The organism is Paucibacter sp. Y2R2-4 (assembly GCF_025717535.1).
In the GTDB taxonomy this organism is placed as follows: Bacteria; Pseudomonadota; Gammaproteobacteria; order Burkholderiales; family Burkholderiaceae_C; genus Paucibacter_A.
The window spans coordinates 59,912-79,100 of the sequence record NZ_JAJIRO010000006.1 but is presented as its reverse complement, the minus strand read 5'-3'; the positions used below and the strand labels follow the sequence as shown (position 1 = coordinate 79,100).

The 19,189-nt window shown below is 62.9% G+C and carries 16 protein-coding genes; 6 read left to right on the top strand and 10 right to left on the bottom strand.

Annotated elements, in window-relative coordinates; translation table 11 throughout:
• Positions 1 to 42 precede the first annotated feature (42 nt).
• From LNV06_RS21360 to LNV06_RS21340, 5 genes are all read left to right on the top strand, one after another.
• Positions 43 to 504, top strand: coding sequence for a copper chaperone PCu(A)C (locus LNV06_RS21360; RefSeq protein WP_263540334.1), 462 nt, complete (start codon positions 43 to 45; stop codon positions 502 to 504).
• Positions 505 to 564: 60 nt separating this feature from the next.
• A complete protein-coding gene (locus LNV06_RS21355) occupies positions 565 to 987 on the top strand; it encodes a DUF2946 family protein (RefSeq protein ID WP_411970146.1) in 423 nt (140 codons plus the stop codon).
• 122 nt (positions 988 to 1,109) lie between these two features.
• Complete coding sequence (locus tag LNV06_RS21350; RefSeq protein ID WP_263540332.1) at positions 1,110 to 3,524, top strand: TonB-dependent receptor; 2,415 nt, start codon at positions 1,110 to 1,112, stop codon at positions 3,522 to 3,524.
• Between the two features lie 16 nt (positions 3,525 to 3,540).
• Entirely contained in the window at positions 3,541 to 4,812 is a 1,272-nt protein-coding gene (locus LNV06_RS21345; protein WP_263540331.1) for a hypothetical protein, read from the top strand.
• Positions 4,790 to 5,329: a thioredoxin family protein gene (locus LNV06_RS21340; RefSeq protein WP_263540330.1), complete on the top strand. Its 540-nt coding sequence runs from the start codon at positions 4,790 to 4,792 to the stop codon at positions 5,327 to 5,329. The genes LNV06_RS21345 and LNV06_RS21340 overlap by 23 nt, the downstream gene beginning before the upstream one ends.
• 515 nt (positions 5,330 to 5,844) lie before the next feature.
• Here LNV06_RS21340 and LNV06_RS21335 read toward each other — a convergent pair.
• The 7 genes from LNV06_RS21335 to LNV06_RS21305 form a co-directional block, all read right to left on the bottom strand.
• Positions 5,845 to 6,060, bottom strand: a complete 216-nt coding sequence (locus tag LNV06_RS21335; RefSeq protein ID WP_263540329.1) for a DUF4287 domain-containing protein — start codon at positions 6,058 to 6,060, stop codon at positions 5,845 to 5,847.
• A 55-nt stretch (positions 6,061 to 6,115) separates the two neighbouring features.
• A complete protein-coding gene (locus LNV06_RS21330; protein WP_263540328.1) occupies positions 6,116 to 6,472 on the bottom strand; it encodes a DUF1428 domain-containing protein in 357 nt (118 codons plus the stop codon).
• Between the two features lie 26 nt (positions 6,473 to 6,498).
• Positions 6,499 to 6,804 carry a hypothetical protein gene (locus LNV06_RS21325; RefSeq protein ID WP_263540327.1) on the bottom strand — a complete coding sequence of 102 codons (306 nt, stop codon included), beginning with the start codon at positions 6,802 to 6,804 and terminating at the stop codon, positions 6,499 to 6,501.
• Between the two features lie 105 nt (positions 6,805 to 6,909).
• Complete coding sequence (locus LNV06_RS21320; protein WP_263540326.1) at positions 6,910 to 8,811, bottom strand: TonB C-terminal domain-containing protein; 1,902 nt, start codon at positions 8,809 to 8,811, stop codon at positions 6,910 to 6,912.
• 187 nt (positions 8,812 to 8,998) lie between these two features.
• On the bottom strand, positions 8,999 to 10,249 hold the full coding sequence (locus LNV06_RS21315) for a class I SAM-dependent methyltransferase (RefSeq protein ID WP_263540325.1): 1,251 nt from the start codon (positions 10,247 to 10,249) through the stop codon (positions 8,999 to 9,001).
• 53 nt (positions 10,250 to 10,302) lie between these two features.
• Positions 10,303 to 11,994 carry a magnesium transporter CorA family protein gene (locus LNV06_RS21310; RefSeq protein ID WP_263540324.1) on the bottom strand — a complete coding sequence of 564 codons (1,692 nt, stop codon included), beginning with the start codon at positions 11,992 to 11,994 and terminating at the stop codon, positions 10,303 to 10,305.
• 93 nt (positions 11,995 to 12,087) lie between these two features.
• Positions 12,088 to 12,882, bottom strand: coding sequence for a GntR family transcriptional regulator (locus tag LNV06_RS21305; protein WP_263540323.1), 795 nt, complete (start codon positions 12,880 to 12,882; stop codon positions 12,088 to 12,090).
• Between the two features lie 234 nt (positions 12,883 to 13,116).
• Here LNV06_RS21305 and LNV06_RS21300 point away from each other — a divergent pair, with 234 nt between their 5' ends.
• Positions 13,117 to 13,953 (top strand): hypothetical protein, encoded by an 837-nt coding sequence (locus tag LNV06_RS21300; RefSeq protein ID WP_263540322.1) that lies wholly within the window; start codon positions 13,117 to 13,119, stop codon positions 13,951 to 13,953.
• Between the two features lie 27 nt (positions 13,954 to 13,980).
• Here the strand turns inward: LNV06_RS21300 and LNV06_RS21295 are convergent, their stop codons facing one another.
• The 3 genes from LNV06_RS21295 to LNV06_RS21285 all read right to left on the bottom strand — a co-directional run bounded on the left by LNV06_RS21295 (position 13,981) and on the right by LNV06_RS21285 (position 19,112).
• Complete coding sequence (locus LNV06_RS21295; RefSeq protein ID WP_263540321.1) at positions 13,981 to 15,108, bottom strand: lactonase family protein; 1,128 nt, start codon at positions 15,106 to 15,108, stop codon at positions 13,981 to 13,983.
• An 88-nt stretch (positions 15,109 to 15,196) separates the two neighbouring features.
• On the bottom strand, positions 15,197 to 16,459 hold the full coding sequence (locus LNV06_RS21290; RefSeq protein ID WP_263540320.1) for a DUF5009 domain-containing protein: 1,263 nt from the start codon (positions 16,457 to 16,459) through the stop codon (positions 15,197 to 15,199).
• A complete protein-coding gene (locus LNV06_RS21285) occupies positions 16,443 to 19,112 on the bottom strand; it encodes a TonB-dependent receptor (RefSeq protein ID WP_318013547.1) in 2,670 nt (889 codons plus the stop codon). The genes LNV06_RS21290 and LNV06_RS21285 overlap by 17 nt, the downstream gene beginning before the upstream one ends.
• Positions 19,113 to 19,189: the final 77 nt, after the last annotated feature.

Sequence of the window (19,189 nt, the reverse complement as noted above, 5' to 3'; positions counted from 1 at the left end):
TGTCACTGAGCCGCTCAACAAGTGTTTTCTAAGAGGGATCCCATGAACAAAGCTCTCATCTGCAGCGCCCTGCTGTTTGCAGCCTTCCAAGCCTCGGCCCAGGTCGAAGTGACTCAGCCCTGGGTGCGTGCCACCGTCGCCCAGCAAAAAGCCACCGGCGCTTTTCTGCAGCTGAAGTCCAAGAGCGATGCCCGCTTGGTAGAAGTGCGCGCTAGCGTCGCGAACGTGACCGAGGTGCATGAGATGGCGATGGAAGGCTCGGTCATGAAGATGCGCGCCATTCAAGGTCTGGACCTGCCGGCCGGCCAAACCGTGGAGCTCAAGCCCGGCGGCTTTCATGTCATGCTGATGGACCTGAAGGCCCCCATCAAGGCCGGCGACAAGGTGGCGCTGACTTTGGTGTTTGAAGACAAGTCCGGCAAGAAGCTGCCGGCCGTCGAGGTGCAAGCCGAGGCTCGCCAACTCGGCTCTCCTGCAGCCGACACGGGCGCACACAAGCACTGAGCCAATTCAAATTAAGGCAGATCAAGGGCGTTTGCAAAACGCCTCGCTAGAATCGCCGCCGTGCAAAGCTCAGCGCTCCATCCCTTTCGTCCCTCTGCTGCAAGCCGCTGGCTGGTCCTCGTGACCTTCCTGCTGGCCGCGCTCGCCCCTGCCTTGTCGCAGGCGCTGGCGCATGCGCGTGGCGATGTGGTGGCCTGGAGCCAGGTGTGCCGCAGCAGTGTGGTGTCGCCTCGCGCGGCGCAATCGGTGCTGGCCACTCAAGCGGCTGAGCAAGACTCAGAAGCGGCCGTTCACGGTTTGTTTTCGACTTGCCCCTATTGCGCGCTGCATGCGCAAGACCTGGCCCCTCCACCGCCCGCAGCGCAAACGCCCTTGCTGCTGAGCGGCCTGCAGTTTGCGATGCCCGAGCGCTTCTACAGCGCCCCGCGAACCGGCCATGCCTGGGCCCCGGCGCAATCTCGCGCGCCCCCTCACTCGGTCTGACAAGCCCGCCTGGGCGACGCTGCATCGCGGCGCCGCCCCTCTCTCCCTTTTGAATGCCGCGACCCTCGCCGTGCACGCTTGTTTGCGCGCACCGATGCGGCCGCCGCACTGCTTGTTCGACCATGTATTCAATCTCTCGCTCCACCAATTCGTTTCCTGCCCTTCGCCTCAAGCGCCAGAGCTTGGCCACGCTGACCCTCGCCACGCTCTGCCTGACCAGCCTTCAACAAAAAGCCCAGGCCCAGGGCGTCGCCACCGAGGGCCAACTCGCCCCGGTCTTGGTCAATGGCGTCGCCCTGCGTTCGGGCTTGGCCGCCAACCTGCCCAGCAATAGCGTCAGCAAGACCGCCGAAGACCTGCGCGACCAGAACCTCTTCAACCCTGAAGACGCGCTGAAGTACATGCCCAACACCAGCATTCGCAAGCGCTATATCGGCGACCGCAACTCAATGATCGGCGGCCGCAGCTTTGGCACCTTGCAGCCGGGCCGCGGCCTGGCCTATGTGGACGGCTACCTGATCAGCAACTTCCTGGGCCGCTTTGACGGCCCGCGCTGGAACATGATCACCCCCGAAGCCATCGCTCGGGTAGACATGCTCTACGGTCCCTTCTCGGCCATTTACCCGGGCAACTCGATCGGCACCACCGTGGTTACCACCGAGCGTGAGCCCACAAAACTTGAAGCCTCGGCACGCTTGACCGGCTACAGCCAGAGCTTCTCGCAATACGGCTTGTCTGAGCGCTACGCGGGCGGCCAGGCCTCGGCCTATGTGGGCAACCGGCTGGATTCGGGCCTGTGGTTCAGCGCCACGCTGAACCATCAAGACTCGACCTCGCAGCCGATGAATTACTACACCGCCGGCGTCAATGCCAAGACCGGCAGCTTCGACCCGGCCAAGCCCGGCGACAAGCGCGTCACCGGCATTCAGTACGACCTCGACCCCAAGGGCCAGGCCCGCGCCATCTTTGGCGCCAGCGGCGGCGCCATCGATCACACGGTGCAAGACACCCTCAAGCTGAAGGCCGGCTATGCCTTCACACCCGAACTGCTGGGCAGTGCCATGCTGGGCTTTTGGACCAATGACACGCAAAACAGCAATCGCCCCTTTTTGCGTGACTCGGCAGGCAACACCGTATGGTCCGGCACGGTCAGCGACGGCACGAACCGCTTTGTCATCCCCGACACGGCCTTTGCCCCCTCCAATCGCGAAGAGCTGCACCGCCATGCCGGCCTGACGCTCAAAAGCAAGCGCCCGACCGGATGGAACGCCTCGGTCGTTTACTCCAACTACCGCATCCTGAAAGACATTGCGCGCCAGGCCAACATGCCCGAGCCGCAAGCGCAAGTTGGCGGCGCCGGCAGCTGGACGCGCCGCGACGGCACCGGCTGGGACACTTTTGAAGTGCAAGCCGCTTACACGCCGGTGGCCGGCGACTGGGGTCAGGGCCGCCACAGCCTGGTGCTGGGTCTGCATCACAACAGCTACCAGCTGGACAGCCCCAGCACCTCGGCCAGCGACTGGCGCAATACCGAAACCGTGCTGACTCAGCGCTACCGAGGCCGCACCGAGGTCTTTGCCGCCTATGTGCAAGACGCCTGGAAGCTGCAAGACGAGCTCACCCTGACCCTGGGTCTGCGCCAAGAGCAGTTCCGCAGCATGGACGGCGAGCAATTGCTGCGCATTAGCAGCTGCAAGCCGGCCGCCGGTTTCAGCTGTGAATCCACAGGCGATGGCAGCTTCAACAAGATCGTGCCCTACGACAGCCGCAAACTCAGCGGCAGCTCGCCCAAGGCCTCGCTGGCCTGGCAAGCCCTGCCCGATACGCTGCTGAAAGCCAGCTACGGGCGCGGTGTGCGTTTCCCCAATGTGGAAGAGCTGTACAACGGCACGGTCACCGCCACCGCGCAAACCCAGAGCGACCCGAACCTGAAGCCCGAACGCTCAGACGCACTGGAGTTCAGCCTGGAGCAAGACTGGGAGCTGCAGCGCCTGCGTGTCTCTTTATTCCACGACGAGGTCAGCGACAGCATCTTGCGCCAGACCGACATCTCGGTGCTGCCGAACGTGACCCGTGTGTCTAACGTTGATCGTGTGCGCACCTATGGCGTGGAATTCGTCTGGCAAACCCAAGACTTGTTCCTCAAGGGCCTGAGCCTGGACGCCAACGCCGCCTTCGCGCACTCCAAGGTCGTGGCCAACGCTCGCGACCCGCAAAGCGTGGGCCAATGGTGGCTGCGCGTGCCCAAGGTGCGAGCCAATGTGCTGGCAGCCTACCGGCCCGACGGACATTGGATGGGCAGCGTGGGGGTGCGCTACTCCGGGCGGGCTTATAACGACGCCTATAACCTCGATGTGAACCCGAACGTCTATGGCGGCGTGTCTTCCTTCACCTTTGTGGACCTGCGTACCAGCTACAAGTTCAGCCCCAAGCTGGAATTGGCGCTGGGCCTGGACAATGCCTTCGACAGCCGCGGCTACCAAGCCCACCCCTACCCTGGCCGCACGGTGTTCACCGAACTGCGCGCCAGCTACTGAGAGAAAGGCCCAGCCCATGCGAAGACTTCAACTGCTCCGAAACTGGCTGACGGCTGCGCTGATGGGCCTGGGCCTGTCCGCAGCGCAGGCCCAGCACGCCATGCACGCCAGCACGACGGCTTCGGCCGCAGCGCCTCAAGCGGCCGCCGAGAAGCCGGCCGAGTCCAAGCCCATTCCCAAGCCTAAGAAAATCGCTCTGGGCACCGGCGCGGCCTTCGCACCGAATGGCGATCTTTGGATCACCGGGCTGGACGCACAGGGTCGCTTGTTCGTTCAAAGCAGCGCAGACCTGGGGCAAAGCTGGGGCGCGCTTCGCCTCTTGGACATCGGCGCCGACACGGTGTCTGCGGACGGAGAAAACCGCCCCAAGCTGGCTTTTTACGGCCCCAAAAACTGGGGGGTGATCAGCTACACCAAGCCGCTCAGCAAGCCCTATACCGGCGAGATCCGCTTGCTGCGCTCCATTGACGGCGGCCAGACTTTTGCGGCGCCCGTCACCGTGCATGCTGACCGGCAACTGATCACGCACCGTTTCGAAAGCATCGCCTTTGATGCCCAGGGCCTGCTGCACACGGTCTGGATCGACAAGCGTGATATCGAAAGCAGCAAGGCTCGCAAACAAGCCTACCGGGGCGCGGCCCTTTATCGCAACGAATCCAAGGACGGCGGAGCCAGCTTCGGGCCAGACCTGAAGCTGGCCGACCACAGCTGCGAGTGCTGCCGCATCGCCCTGAGCCCCACGCCCGAGGGCGGCATGGCAGCGCTCTGGCGCCATGTGTTTGAGCCGAACCAGCGCGACCATGCTTTTGCCCTGTTGCAAGGCGAAGCGCCAACGCTGCAGCGCGCCACCCAAGACCAATGGGCGGTCGATGGCTGCCCGCACCACGGGCCTGGGCTGGTGCCTGACGAGCCCCGAGGCGGCTACCACGCGGTTTGGTTTGGGCTGCGCGATGGCGTGGGCGCAGTGCGTTACGGACGTTTGGATCCGGACGGCCGTCCCCAGGGCGTGGTGCGCGCCTTGCCGGACGAAGCCGCCGAGCATGCCGACCTCGCGGCTCACGGCGAAGAACTGGCCATCGTTTGGCGCAGCTTTGATGGCCGACTCCACCGCTTGCGCGCTTGGCTCTCCAAGGATGGCGGCAAAAGTTTTGAGCTGAAGGAGCTGGCCAGCAGTGCCTCCGACAACGACCACCCTCGCTTGCTGCAGCGCCGTGAGGCGGGCGGCAGCGGAATCTACGCGCTGTGGCGCACGGCGGAGAAGACCCATGTCATTTCATTGCATCACTGATAAGCATTGGCAAGCGCGGGCTTCGGGCCAAAGAGTTTGGGCTCGCCGGCTTGGGGCCGCAGTCGCGGCCAGCCTGTTCTCGCTGGCCGCCCAGGCCGCGCCCAAGCAAGTGGAAGCTTTTCGCGCCGAGGAATGGCAGCAACTGCAAGCCCAGTTGAAGCAGCCCGCCATCGTGGTCTTCTCCAGCACCGATTGCGTTCATTGCCCGGGCGTTCTGCAAGATTTGGCGGCAAACCGGCAAAGGCAGCGCTTGAAAGTCCCCGTCATTGCGGTCGTGATCGATCAAGAGCCGGGAACTGATGACGCGGCGCTGCTGAGCAATCCGCACTACCGCAAAGCTGATCGTCTGATGGCTTTTGAGGGTCAATCGGCCGCGCTGCGTTATGCCGTCAACCCGCAGTGGCGCGGCATGACTCCTTATATCGCCCTGCTGAAGCCCGGTTCCGCGGCGCGATTCGTCGTCGGGCCGCCGGATGCCACTGAGTTGCGCGCCTGGTTGGACAGCAAGCCTCGCTGAAGCCAACTCCCGGACATATTGCTCAGAAAAGGCGGCGAAAACCGGCCAACAATCAGGCGCGATTTGCCCCCGGTTCTTGAGGAATTTGAGACGCCGCGGCCTGCGAAGATGTGAAACATGAACTCACGGCCTCAGACCTCTCTCGACTGCCACCCCGCCCGACTGGCGCAAGCGCGAATGCCTTGTCCGGGCTCTGCACCAGCAGCCTGAGGCCTCACCAGAGTTCAGCAGCGCTTTTGCTTCTGCCTCCCTCTGTCTTTGTCTGTCTCTGTCTATCTGTCTCTTCCCCAGGTTTCACAGCGCCCAGGCTGCCTGCCCTCACCGGCAAGCCTCGCCACGCACTGCCAGCGCAAGTCAGTTTTTGCTACGTCTTCCACGCTGCAGCCCTACAAGTCAGCCCTGATCATTGAGCATCGAGCTGGCCATGTCCTCAGGGCAGCGTCACGCGCTTTTCACAGCCCCCGGCCGACTTCGTTCCGCCGGGGGCTTTTTTTCAAACCCAGACCAAGCCCGCCTTAAGAGGCATCCTTCGCCATGACATGGGCGACGATGGCATTGGCGTGGCCATGCCCGAGGCCATGCTCGGACTTCAGCCAAGCCACGCGCTCCATATGCTTCATGCCCTGCAAACCCGCGACCAAGCTCAACCAATGCTCGATCGGTTGGCCATACTTTTTCTCGATCGACGGGAAATAGGATGCGGGCCCTTTGACGGGGGCTGAGTCGGACATGCGGGGCTCCTCCAAACAGGTGTTGAGAACTCACTGAATTGAATCACGGGCCTGATCAGGCCTGCAGCAGCACCTTGAAGCCGCCGAAGATCATGCGCTTGCCATCGAAAGGCAGCTGACTCGGATCGACGCCGCTCAGGCGTGGGTCTTGCATCGCGGCCGGCATGCCGCGGTCTCGCACCTCTTTGGACGGCCAAGTGATCCAAGAGAACACCACCGCCTCATCGGGCTTGCGTTGAACTGCCATCGTGAACGAGGTCAGCGTGCCCTCAGGCACATCATCGCTCCAACATTCCACAACGCTGAGCGCCCCATGGTCCTTGAAGACAGGCGCGGCCAAGGAAGCAAAAGCGCGATAGCGCTCTTTGTTTGCCTCGGGCACGGCGATCACGAATCCGTCCACATAGTCCATATCAGCGACTCCACCACTCAGAGGCCTCAGCTCAGGCGCAGCCACTGGTAGCGCACGATCTTGCCTGGCGGCAGATCCGAGGAGCGCGCCCCCGAGAGTTTGAATGAAGCGCCAAAGGGCACGGTGGCCGGCGCATCAATGACGGCGGTGGGCTTTTTGTCGTCGATGACGACGATCTCGACGGTCGCCGGTTCCGATTGATTGCCGGAGTCGTCCACCACCACCAGCTGAAACTTATGTCGCCCCGGCGGCAGCGGACTGCTGGGGGTCACGGTGACTTCAACATTGGACTCCGAAGTCGAAATTTCCTGTCCGGTGACAAAGTTAGGCATGGCGGCTCCTCGTGCTTTTTGCAGGTGCAAGGAAAAGACGCGCTAGCTTCTTCGACTTGCTCGCCTTTTGCAAGTGCGGGCAAGTGCGGAGTGAAAAAGTACCCCTCAATACAAGCGAATCGCCGTATCAAAGCCCCAGCTGCGGCGGATCTCGATGACGTCGAATTCACGCGCTAGGGCCGGCGAGAAGGGCGGATACGGCGCCTGACTCTGGATGATGCGACGAATGGACTCATCGATCTCGGCCACACCGCTGGACAGCACAAAAGTGACCGACTCCACCGAGCCATCGCTGCGCACCGCCACCGTCACCAGCGGCGTGCGGTGCGGCTTCTTGGCGGCCTCGCGGACCATGTCAAAGGTCTGATTCAGTTGGAGCTTCCGGCTCCAGAGCTCGGCGTACTGGATCAACTCGGCATTCGGGTCGCTGCGGCCAAACAAGCGACCGCGGCGCAGGCTGCTGGCCGAAGGAAGTGGCGGCCTTGTGTCCTGGGACGCCAAGGGCCGTGTCGGCGCCTGTTGAGCTGCTGCGGCCGCTGCGGCATCACGGCGGGCCGCTTCTTCGTCCAATTGCCGCCCCATGGCACGGCGGGCCGCTTCGCGACGCGCGTCTTGCTCCGCGCGCTCGGCGTCCAGCTGCGCACGGGCTGCGTCATGCTTGGCCTTTTCTTGGCGGGCAGCCTCCTGACGGGCGGCCTCTTGCCGAGCGGCTTCTTGTCGGGCGGCCTCCTGCCTTGCCGCTTCCTGTCGCACCGCCTCTTGGCGAGCGGCTGCTTGTTTTGCCGCTTCTTGTCGGGCGGCCTCTTGCCGCGCAGCCTCTTGTTGCTGTTGCTGCTGCACGGCGGCCAAGCGGGCCGCCTCGACTTTGGCCGCTTCCGCACGGGCAGCTTCCAAACGTGCCGCCTCTTGCTTGGCGGCAGCCAGGCGAGCTGCCTCGGCGCGTTCCAGCTCCTGCTTGGCCGCCGCTTGGCGAGCCAAGTCCAAACGCTCGGCTTGAGCGCGGGCCTCTTCCACGCGGGCAGCCTCCAGACGCGCCAACTCCTGCTTGGCCGCCGCCTGCCGTTCCAGCTCTTGCCGCAGCGCGGCTTGCTTGGCGGCTTCCTGACGCTGCAGCGCTTCGAGACGGGCCGCCTCCAATCGAGCAGCTTCGGCACGTGCAGCTTCCCTACGCGCGGCCTCTAACTGGGCCGCCTCTTGGCGCGCCAATTCCAGCTTCTGTTCCGCCGCTGCCCGCAAGGCTTGCTGAAGCGCTTGCTCTCGCCGCTCGGCCTCGGCGCGCTCTTGTTTGAGTTGCAAGGCCAGGCGTTCGGCTTGTTCACGCTGTTCCCGCGCGAGCTTTTGAGCTTCCTCCTGCGCTTTCTCCTCGGCTCGCTGCTGCGCCTCTTTCTCGGCCTTCAAAGCCTGCGCATAAGCTGCGCTGAGGTCTGGCATCGAGGCGCTCGGGCTGCTGGCTGTGGCGGCCAGTGCCGGGGCGGAAGTGATGGGCGGGCTGGGCACACGCCAGCGATTCAGATCCGGCTGATCCAGGGCCAGCAAGGCCGGGGCGGCGGGCGCCACAGGCGCCTCAGGCTGTGCGTCAGACTGGGCTTCAGGCAATGGATCTGCAGACGGCGAGACCAAAACATCGTCGGTCTTGCCGAGCGCCGCACGCGCGGGAACCACGCGGGGCAATGCCTTGGCAACACTCAGTTCGACAACTTGCAACTCGCCCGCTGCGCTGGCGGGCGGCTCGGGCGGCGCAGCAGACTCCGGGGCAGTTGGCGAAGGGTCTGCCTCCTCTTGCGCTTTGGGCGGCGCCGGCTGCAGCCGAACCTGGATGTCATCGGCCGCCAAGCGGCGCTTTTGCCAGGGCAAATCCAGGCCCGGCAAGCCCATGCCTTGGCCGCCAAAACTCAGGCTCAAGAGCAAGGCATGCGCGAGCAAGGAGACCAGCAACGACGTACTGACCCGCCGTGTTTGCCCCTGCAGCCCGGCTTCGAGCCGCACCTCAACGCCCGCCGGTCTCATCAGGACTGGATTTCCAGCAATTTCTGCAGCAGTTGCACAAGCGCTTGAGGCGCAGATCCATCCATCACTTCGCTCGCATGAAGAAAGGGCCTTAACTAGGGCTTTGAGTTTGTGCCGCGCGGAAGTGCGCAGGCCGGCAGACCGTTGCGCCGCATTGTGCCTTGCCGGGCCCCAGGCACTCAGCCGACTAGGCCGCCAACAAGGCTTGCAGTGCCTGTTCCTGAATGCCGTAAAAGCGCTTGATCTCGTCGATCTGCGCCAGCAGCTCGGCCCGGCGCGCTGCCGACACCGCTTGGCTGCGCTTGACGGCCAGAATCATCTTGTTCTTGCTGGTGTGCTCCAGGGCCACGAACTCGAAGACCTGGGTGTCATAGCCCTCGGCTTCCAGCAAGAGCGCGCGCAGGCCGTCGGTCACCATTTCGGCCTCTTGGCCCAAGTGGATGCCGTGTTGCAGCAAGGGGCGCAAGAGCGTGGGCGTTTGCATCTGCGGCCGCAACTGCTTGTGGCAGCAAGGCGAGCACATGATGACCTTGGCACCCGCGCGCAGACCAAAGTGAATGGCGTAGTCGGTGGCGATGTCGCAAGCATGCAGGGCGATCATGACGTCCAGCCTCAACGGCGTGTAGCTGCGCACATCGCCTTGGTCAAAGCGCAAGCCCGTCATCTGGTGCTTGGCGGCGGCGGCGCCGCAGAGCTTGACCATATCGTCACGCAGCTCCACGCCGGTGACCTGCGCATCTTTGCCCTGGCTGCGCAGCCAGTCATGCATGGCAAAGGTCAGATAGCCCTTGCCGGAGCCGAAATCGGCCACATGCACATCGGGGCTGTCGACCAGGCCAGAACTCTTCATCGCCGCGGCAAAGATCTCGATGAACTTGTTGATCTGCTTCCACTTGCGCGACATGGCCGGCACCAGCTGGGGCCGCTCTTCGCCAGCGCTGCGCACCTGATGCGTCACGCCCAGGTCCAGCCAGAAGGGCCGACTCAGCTCCAAGTAACGATGCTTTTCTTTGTCATGGCCCACTTCGGCAACCACCGGCTGCGCGGCCGGCGCCACCTTGCCCATGCGCAGGCTGGGGCGGCCCTTGCGGCTGAACACCAGCTGCACTTCTTCGCCCTGCTGGGTTTGCAAATGCGCGCTGTGGAACTGCGTGCCCAGCAAGCCACCGACCTGCTGCAAAGCCTCAGCAAAGGGCAAGTTCTTGGTGATGTCGCGGGTTTGATAACGCCACAAAAAGCTCAGGTGCCGCTCGCCGCGCAAGCTCACCTCGCGCAGCGTCAGCCGCTCCAGCTGCGCCTCGGCCCCGACGTATTTGCTCAGCAGCAGCCGGCTGAATGTGCCATTGGCCAGCGCCGTCTCCAGCAGGCGCAAAAAGCGCACGCTGGCATCGGCCTTGGCGACCGGCGGGGCGGCATCGGGAATCAGATCGGTGAACATGGGGCGGGCCAAACTTGGGGTGAGCAATCGGCGATTTTCTCACCCCTGGCCTTTCAGTCCGGCCCACGGCGCCAGACGGCAGCAAAAGCGCGCAGCTTGGTCCAGGCGGAGACGCGTTCATCGGACAAGATGTCCAAGAAGTCCGACAGGCGTTTGGACTTGACCATGGTGTAGACCGTCAGCGCCACCGTGACCGCAAACACCGCCACAAAATAGAGCAGGCGCTGGCTCAAGGGCGCGTCCGCCTCGGCCAGCAAGTTCATGCCCAGAAAACCGGTGGTGATGGTGCCCACCAGGCCAAAAATAGTCACCACCGTCAGGCGCACCACGGTATTGGCCTGACGGCGGATGCTATCGGTCTCCAAGTAGTTGCTCATATCGCTGATGCGTTCTTTGACCTCGGCATACAAGCCGTCCAGCTCCAGATGCTTGGCACACATGCGAAACAGCGCGCGCGATTGCGCTTGCTCGGCCACCTCGTGAAACCAGTAGCGGTGCGAGAAGCGCAAAAAGCCCTCGAAGCTGGAGCGTATGGCGCGTTTGAAGCGGCGCACGTTCTCGGCGTCTTGCACATTCAGCCGGCGCAGCGCCTCGACCAAGCGGTCAGAGAACATCAGAAGCGCCGCCTTTTGAAAATGCGCGATCAAAAAGATCAGGAAATGCTGATGCCGAAACTGCGCCAGCACGCCACGGTCGCGGCAGCTGAAGTAGGTGGCCTCGGCACGACCTACCACCACCAGCGAGTGGCCGCTGCACAGATAACGCGTATTTGGTGCGGGGCCGACATCGCTCCAGAAACGGTCATAGCAAAACTTGGCCTCGAAGTCCTGCAAATGCTGATCACCAAACGGCAGGCCGCCGCTGTCAGAAACACCGGCCGGTGCAGTCACCAAGCCCAGGCGCACAAAGTCGCTGCGTGACAAGGCCTTGGGCTCGTCCAGCGCCAGAAAAGCCATCACCGGCATGCGGTAGTACTCGATCTGCCGATAGCGCAAAGGGCCAGGCTCGTCGGAATAGTCCACCACCAAGGGCCGCAGCACAAAGGCCCAGTGTTCGGCAATACGCGGCGCGCGGTGCTCATGCACATGGGCGATGTAGCGCTCACGCTCCAGCGAATCGGAGGCGGCCAAAACCCGCCCTTCGCCGTCCAGCCACTCAGCACTGGCCAGGCTGTGCAGGGGCAGGCCGGCGGCGTCCCAGCCCGAGGGATAGGCGCGGCCCAACCGGTACAGCAGGTCTTGGGCTTGGTGCAGGCTCAGATCACTGGCGCTGACTTCGACATTCAGCAGCACCACATCGATGTCGAAAAAGAAGTACAGATCGACATGCATGACGTCTAAAACCAGCGGCACATCGCCGGCTCGGCAGCAGACGCGCAGCTGCTTCAGGTCATGGCGGCGAAACACCTTCATGCCCGACTCCGCGCTGGCATCGCCCTTGGCCCCGGAGCGCCGCCCATCGCCATAAAGAAATCGCTGCACAAAGGGCAAGAAGGTGACGAACTCTTGGTAGTGGCGCTCGTGGAAACGAGCGGCATCGCCGGTGTACTCATCCACCAATTCGGCCCAGGGGCTGGCCTCGCCTTGTGGAGGCAGCAACTCCCAAGGCCGCCTGGGCGCACCCGGCGCATCGCCCACCGGCATCAGCCGAAGCGGCCACAGCAAGGACTGGTGCAAGCGCCGGACTTGGGGCTCGGCAGCCGCTGCTGCGAAGGGTGCAGGGCTTGAGGGCTGAGAGCTGGGCATAGAGGGCATCCACCAAGAACTCAAGATCGATGCTTGGCATCATGCCCGCAGCTCTGAAGAGGTCAAGCCTTCTTGCAAGCCCTGGGCGATGGACTATGAAGGAATCGGCGTTTCCACGCTGAAACAAGCCTCGGCGCCCTTGCAGTCGCTGTGCAGCAGCGCCAAGACCCGGCCATCGGCCGAAGTCTGGACATGGCTGAGGCGCAGCACCGCCTCGCCGGAGCGCAAACCCAGGTAATGGGCTTGCTGCGCATTGGCCGCCAAGGCTTCAATGCGAATCAGCCGGGGTGGCTGGGCTTGGCCTTGCAGGGTTTCGGCCAACACCTGGGGCCAAACCTCCCCAGCCGTATCCACTGGCTGGATGCGGCTGCGCAACTCCGGAGCGCCTGCGGGCGAGCAGTCCATGCACAAGGCTTGCCAGACTTCGGCCTCTGCAGCGAGGCCAAAGAGCCGACGCTCTTGCGCATCGGCGAGGCGCCGCCTGCGGCCCAATTGCTGAATACTCGGGGCCGGCAGCAAAGCCGGCTCGGGCACAGCCGCCAGCACAGCCGCCACAGGCAAAGCCGAGAACGGCTGCTGAAGCACCGTGGCAAAAGTACCGGACCCCTGCACCCGCTGCAGCCACCCGCGTTCGCACAGCAAATCCATCGCCTTGCGGGCGGTTTCACGCGAGACCAGCAAGAGGTCCGCCAACTCGCGCTCCGAGGGCAAGGCATGGCTTGCGGGCCAGTGCCCCTGGCGCAAGCCCTCGCGCAGCTGCTGCGCCAGGTTCATGTACAGCGGCTGGCGCGCACGCCGCCACGCCGGGCCGGAACCTCGCCCCTCGTCTTTTAAATAGGCCTTCGTCAGCCCAAGATCAGGGCCGCCTTGATGCGCAAATGTGTCCATGGCTTGGGAGTCTCTGGAGGGCCACAAGGCCGTGTGTCGCCTTGACCCGCCTGCGTGGTGCAGGCCAGGGTCTTTGGGTCCCGCCACTATCGCCGCCCATGCCTCAGCGTTTGCGCAAGATTGGCTTAAGCCTGTCTCAAGATCGGCTCTAGCCCGGCTCTAAACCGAAGCGTCGCTACACGCCAGCAAATTGCGCTTGGCGTTCAATGCATGCCATGCGAATATGACCAAATGATGACAATCAGCGTAGCCACCTGGTGGTCGCTGCTGTGCGCAGTGGCCGTCTTCAATATCAGCGCGTGGTTGCTGTCCTCGGCCGCCCTGTACCGAAGACAGGCGCAGTTGCCGGCAGAAGCTTTTGCCCTGCGCCGCTGGCAGTTGCTGCTATCGGCCGGCTATGTGTTTGGCTGCGCCTTTCGCTCCGCGCTGCCGGTGTTTGATGTGCCGCGCCTGGTCATGCTGGACAGCTGGTTGTCCAGCGTGGTGGTGGGACGCTCGGTAGCCACCTTTGCGGAACTCTGCTTCGTCGCCCAATGGGCGCTGATGTTGCGCGAGATCTCGCACAGCACCGGCAGCCAGGTCGGGCGCAAGGCCGCCGTGTTGATCGTGCCGATGATTGCGGTGGCCGAGACTTTTTCTTGGTACTCGGTGCTGACCACCTCGAACATCGGCCATGTGGTGGAAGAGTCACTGTGGGGCTTGTGCGCCGCGCTGCTGGTGGCCAGCCTGATCGCCATCTGGCCGCGCTTGAGCCCCAGGCAGCGCCCGCTGCTGGCGGCTTGGTGCGCGTGCGGCGTGGTTTATGTGCTCTTTATGTTCATGGTGGATGTGCCCATGTACTGGGGCCGCTGGCTGGCCGATGAAGCCGCCGGACGCAACTACCTGAGCCTGCAACAAGGCTTGATGGATGTGTCGGGCCGTTGGACCGTGTCACATCGCCTGCAAGATTGGCAAAGCGAGATGACCTGGATGACGGCCTACTTCAGCGTGGCCGTCTGGCTGAGTATTGCGCTGATGCATGCGCCGGTTCCGGCGCCACTGACGACCGCTGCAGCAGAGCCGCGTCGCTGAGCCCTTCAGTTCGACTTCGGCTCGACTTCAGCTCGCGAAGCAGATCGCCACCGGGCTGCCCACCGCGACCCATTGCCCGGTGAAGACCAAACCGCCGTCCTCGCGCAACTCAAAAATGGCAATGTGGTCACTGCGCTGATTGCACACATAAAGATAGCGGCCCCTCGGGTCGAAGGCCGCGCTGCGCGGGTAGGAGCCGCGTACCCATTCCTGGCCGCGCCACTGCGGCAGCCCATCGGCCCCAATCTCAAACACGGCAATCGAATCGCAAAGCCGGTTCAAGCAGTAGAGGTGTTTCCCGCCGGGGCCAAACATCAGGCCGGACGCAAAGCTGGTGCCCACAAAGCCGGGCGGCAAGCTGCTGACTTCGCCGAGCGGCTGCAAACGCCCGGTCTGGGCGTCGAAATGAAAACTCGCCAGCGTCGAGGCCTCTTCATTCAAGACATAGCAAAGCTCAGGACGCTGGGGGTGAAACACAAAGTGGCGTGGGCCCGCACCGGGTGAGACGCTGCTGCAGCGCGGCGACTGCAAACGGCCGGTCTCAGCGTCAAAAGCCCAGACGGCGAGCAGATCGAGGCCCAGATCGGTGCTGATCAGGTGGTGGCCTGTCGGATCCAAAGCCGCCATATGGGCATGCGAGCCATCATGGTCGCTGACCGCAAAGCTGCCCGGCGGCGCGTGGGCGGCGGGCTGAGGGCCCAAGCTGGTGCTGCCAAACTGTGCGGCCGTTTGCACGTCACGGATCTGCGTCAAACAGCCTTGCTCATCAAGACCCACCACCGCCACCGAGGCCGCGCCGTAGTTGGCCACGAACAAGTGCTTTTCATCCGGGGACAAGCTCAGATAGACCGGGCGGCCGCCGCCGCTGTCCATCGTCTTCAGGCAATGCAGATCGCCGGTGGCGGGGTCTCGGGCATAGCAGCTCAGCGCCCCTTGGCCCTCAGACCCCAACTCATGCTCATGGGCGACATAGAGCCGGCGCTGATCGGCGCTGAGCGTCAACCAACTCGGATTGCGCTCAGAGGTGGCCAGACCCAGCAGGCTCAGGCCGCCGCCCTCCCCTCGCTGCTCCATGCGATAGAGGCCTTGCCCGTTGGGCGCATAAGTTCCCACATACGCGTGGACGGGCAAAAGAGCAGAGGAGTGAGTCGTCATGGGCGAGTTCTTAAAACAGAGAAGCCGACCCCAGGCAAGCGCGGGTCGGCCAAGACTTTATTCATTCATTCATCAATCAAAGCTGCGATCAAATGCTCAGCCGCAAACCTCGACCGGCCACTTGCTTCACCAGCAGGGCAACAAACACCGAATAAGCGGCCCCAAACAGAAGACCGACACCGCCGCCGCGCAAGAGCTCAGGCCAATGCCAGCCGGCCAGTTGCATCACCGCTTCGATCACAAACGGGATCAGATAGGCCAGCAAAGGATTGGCCGCCACCGGCGCCAGCAGCGCGGGCCAGAGCTGGCGCCCCATCACATCGACCCACTGATAGAGCATGGCAAAAATCAGCACGCTGGCCGCTGCGCTGTAGAGCGCCCAGCTTGGCGTGGCGTGGATCTTGGAGATCTTGAAGTCCGGCCGCAAGCCCGTGGCCGCCAGCGCCAGCAGCAAGGCCACAAGCAGGGCCAAGCCAAAGCGGGCCTGGCGTGACCATGACCGGCTCTCGTCAAAGAAGATCATCGTGGTCAAGACCCCGCACAGTGCAATCGAGCCGTGCACGAAGTTGCCGTCTTGGCTGAACAACAAGCTCAAGCCCGGGCTGGCCGCCACCACCGGCAGACGCAAGGCTACAAAATAAGCCGTGCACAGCGCCACGCAAGCCAGCAAACCCAGTACGCTGCCGCGCACCGCCTGGTAGGCCCAGCTGGCGATCAAATAGGCCCAGCCGATCAGGCCCAAGATGCCCCACCATTGCGGTGTCATCCACCCCTGCCCACCGCTCGAAGTGGGTGCGCCGCGGTAAACCCAGGCCAGCAGCGCAAACAGCAGCAAGCCACCGACTCGCCAAGGCTGGGCCAAATTCTTGCCGCCACTGACCGAACCCCAGAGCAAAAACGCCGCGCCGTAGCAAAGCAGATTCCACAGCGGAATAGGCAGCGGCATGGCGGAGGCATCGAATCCGTCTTCGCCATTGACCATGAAAAAGCCGATCAAGACCAGGCCAGCGCCGCGCAGCAAGACATGACCCTGCACCTGCCAGAAGCGATCCCCTGCCTTGAAACGCTGCTGCAAGGCAAAGGGAATCGACATGCCGACGATGAAGAGGAAGGAGGGGAACACCGCGTCGACAAAGCTCATCGCGTCCACATCGGCCGGCATATGGCTCATCCACTGCGGCAGACCGACGACGGAATGCCACTCGTTGACCATCACCATCACCAGCACCGTCAGGGCGCGCATCGCGTCGATCGACAAGATGCGCCCTCCTCGCACCTGTGGCAAACGCCAGCCGGAGGCCGACACAGTTCTTGGGGCTGCGCTCAAATCACGCTCAGTAGTCGATGCCAATGCGAACTCCGTACATGCGGGGGTCGTTCCAGGTCCCGCGAATAAAACCGTTGGCAGCTTGCGCCGAATTCATGCTCTTGGTATTGCTCAGGTTGTAGACATAGGCCTCGGCGTACCAATTCTTGGGCGCCACCAACTTGATCGAGGCATCGATCTTGGAATAGGCCTTTTGCGCATCCGAGATATGCGCGTTGTCCAGGTTGCGCAGGGTGAAGTACATCTTGTCCTGCCACTTCCAAGAAATCCAAGGGGTCAGACTGTAGCCCTCGCCAAAGTTGAAAGTCTGCGAGAAGTTCAGGCCCAGGCTGAACTTGGGCGAGAAAGGCAGATGGTGGCCGGTGACGTTCAAAACGCGCAGGCCGGCCAGGGTGGGGTCGGAGCCGCTGTAGAAGTCGGGGCAAGCGACGGCCCCCATCTCGGTGCGGAAGTCGCACATCCAGCCATCGCTGTAGTTCGGGTAATTCTTGACCTTGGAGTCGATGTAGGTGAAGAAGCCCCCCAAGCGCGCGCCGGACCAGGGCTTGTAATCAAACTCCAGCTCCAAACCCGGAATATCGACGGTGCCCACATTGATGGTTTGGTAGGGGCTGTAGGTGCTGCAGCTGACGTCGTGGCAACCCTCCGGCGGCACGATATTGGCCGCGAAGAAGTTGCCGGTGACCTGCATGTCTTGGTAGCGGCTGAAGAAGGCCGTCGCCGACAGGCTCAGGCGGTTGTTCAGCATCAAGCCCTTGTAGCCCAGCTCCAGATTGGTGACCGTCTCGGGCTTGTAAGGAAAGAAGGAGCGCTGGTTCGTGCTGCCATCGGCGCAGGTGTAGCCGCCACAGCGGTCGTCGTTGTCACCGAAGCCGCCGGCCTTGTAGCCGGTGGACAGGGAGCCGTAAACCATGTCCTTGGGCGTGATCTGGTTCATCAGGCCGAGTCGGTAGGTGAACTTACCCCAGGACTCAGAATGATCGTTGCTGACCCCATCACCCCAGAGTTTGTAAGCTGAGGGGCCGACAAATGCGCCCATGCCATTCGTCAATTGGCTGCTGTTGTGCGGGCGGAATTCGGGCGTGCCCGGCGTGCCGGGGTCATACAGGCCGTTGTAGTAATTGGCTGTGCTGCTATCCCATCCGCCGTAGTTGCGGCCGCCCTTGTCGGTCTTGCTGTCCCAGCTGTAGCGACCACCCACCGTCAGGGTCCAGGTCGGTGCGAACTTCCAATCGGCCTGGGCGAACAAGGCCTTGGATTCAATTTGCCGATCCGGCTGGTCATAGAACTGGCTCATGGGCAAGCCATAGCCGTCATTGCTGAGCATTTCTTGCGAGTACTGGATGGCGTTCTTCTCGCGCATCAAAAAGCCACCCACCACGTATTGCAAGGTGTCGGTCTTTTGCTTGTATTGCAGCTCTTGCACCAAAGACAGGTACTTGGAGTTCAGCGTGATGGAGCTGTTGTCCGCCACCGGCCACTTGCCCGGCTGCAAGCCATGCACCGGATCCCAGAAGGCATCGACATCGCTGCTGATGCGGTGATAGCCGGCATCATCATCGGTCTGTTGCGAGCGGCGCTGGTCGGCGTAGGCAAAGTTGTATTCCAGACTGCTGGTGTTGGAGAGGTTCCAGTTCAGGCCACCGCGCACCGTGTCGATGGACATATCGATCTTGCCGGGCAGATTGATCTTCACATCCCACTGACTGCCGGGGCAGGCAAAGCGAGTGCCGGCCGCTTGCTCGCAGTCCTTGATGGCCAAGTCACCGGCGCTGTTGTTCTTGAACTTTTCATAGCTCAACGACGCCTCCAACTCAGGCGTCACCTTCCAGCGCGCCCCCAGACGCGCCGCCCATTGATCCTTGTTGTTGTAGGCATTGGCCTGGCTCACCGGGCTGTTGTGGCGCTGGTCTACATCGGGAATGCCGTCCTTGATGAAGCCATGCTCGGGCATGTCGATATCGGTTTTGTCCTGCGACTGGTTCAACCAGCTGTCACGGCTCAGCTTGGAGATGGTGGCGCGCAGGGCAAAGTTCTGACCGAGGCCGATGTTCTGGATCACATTCAGCTGGCGCTTGTTCAGATTGCCCAAGTCCAGTTCGGCGCTGCCATAGGTGGCGCCGAACTCCGGCTTGGCGGGGATGATGTTGATGGTGCCGGCCGTCGAATTGCGGCCGAACAGCGTGCCTTGGGGTCCGCGCAAGACTTCCACTTGCTCCAGGTCGAACATCAGCGCCATCGCACCTTGCGGGCGCGGCGAGTACAAGCCGCCCACATGCAGGCCCACGGCAGGGTCGCCAATCTCGGTGAAGTTGTTGGAGCTGATGCCGCGAATGGCGATTTGCACGCCTGAGTCCGCCCCGGTGGAGATCTGCAGATTGGGCACCGTGCCGCTGAGCGCGCGCACATCGGTCACCCCTTGACGGGTCAGCGAGTCTTGGGTGATGGCCGACACCGCCACCGGGGTTTGCAAGAGGCCCGTCGCATTGCGGGTGGCGGTCACCATCACGGTGGGCAATTCTTCTTTCTCGCTGGCACTCTGAGCCGGCTTGCTCGCCGCTTTTTCATTCGTCCCCTGCTGCGCGGTTGCGGGCAAGCTCAGTGCGCTCAAAAAAGCGCAGATCGCTAGGCCAATGGCGCTGGGTTGCAAGACGGTCTTCCCAATACTCTTGTTCATAAAGATCTCAATCGGTGGGTTCTCAGACGTGCATCGCTATCGCTTGGGCGCAGGGACGCATTGAAGGGGTCAAAGGC

What these genes read in the sequence shown, in the direction of transcription:
- LNV06_RS21360 (WP_263540334.1), top strand. Translation starts at nt 43, where the DNA reads ATGAACAAAGCTCTCATCTGCAGCGCCCTGCTGTTTGCAGCCTTCCAA.
- LNV06_RS21350 (WP_263540332.1), top strand. Translation starts at nt 1,110, where the DNA reads ATGTATTCAATCTCTCGCTCCACCAATTCGTTTCCTGCCCTTCGCCTC.
- LNV06_RS21345 (WP_263540331.1), top strand. Translation starts at nt 3,541, where the DNA reads ATGCGAAGACTTCAACTGCTCCGAAACTGGCTGACGGCTGCGCTGATG.
- LNV06_RS21340 (WP_263540330.1), top strand. Translation starts at nt 4,790, where the DNA reads ATGTCATTTCATTGCATCACTGATAAGCATTGGCAAGCGCGGGCTTCG.
- LNV06_RS21335 (WP_263540329.1), bottom strand. Translation starts at nt 6,060, where the DNA reads ATGTCCGACTCAGCCCCCGTCAAAGGGCCCGCATCCTATTTCCCGTCG.
- LNV06_RS21330 (WP_263540328.1), bottom strand. Translation starts at nt 6,472, where the DNA reads ATGGACTATGTGGACGGATTCGTGATCGCCGTGCCCGAGGCAAACAAA.
- LNV06_RS21325 (WP_263540327.1), bottom strand. Translation starts at nt 6,804, where the DNA reads ATGCCTAACTTTGTCACCGGACAGGAAATTTCGACTTCGGAGTCCAAT.
- LNV06_RS21320 (WP_263540326.1), bottom strand. Translation starts at nt 8,811, where the DNA reads ATGAGACCGGCGGGCGTTGAGGTGCGGCTCGAAGCCGGGCTGCAGGGG.
- LNV06_RS21315 (WP_263540325.1), bottom strand. Translation starts at nt 10,249, where the DNA reads ATGTTCACCGATCTGATTCCCGATGCCGCCCCGCCGGTCGCCAAGGCC.
- LNV06_RS21310 (WP_263540324.1), bottom strand. Translation starts at nt 11,994, where the DNA reads ATGCCCAGCTCTCAGCCCTCAAGCCCTGCACCCTTCGCAGCAGCGGCT.
- LNV06_RS21305 (WP_263540323.1), bottom strand. Translation starts at nt 12,882, where the DNA reads ATGGACACATTTGCGCATCAAGGCGGCCCTGATCTTGGGCTGACGAAG.
- LNV06_RS21300 (WP_263540322.1), top strand. Translation starts at nt 13,117, where the DNA reads ATGACAATCAGCGTAGCCACCTGGTGGTCGCTGCTGTGCGCAGTGGCC.
- LNV06_RS21295 (WP_263540321.1), bottom strand. Translation starts at nt 15,108, where the DNA reads ATGACGACTCACTCCTCTGCTCTTTTGCCCGTCCACGCGTATGTGGGA.
- LNV06_RS21285 (WP_318013547.1), bottom strand. Translation starts at nt 19,112, where the DNA reads ATGAACAAGAGTATTGGGAAGACCGTCTTGCAACCCAGCGCCATTGGC.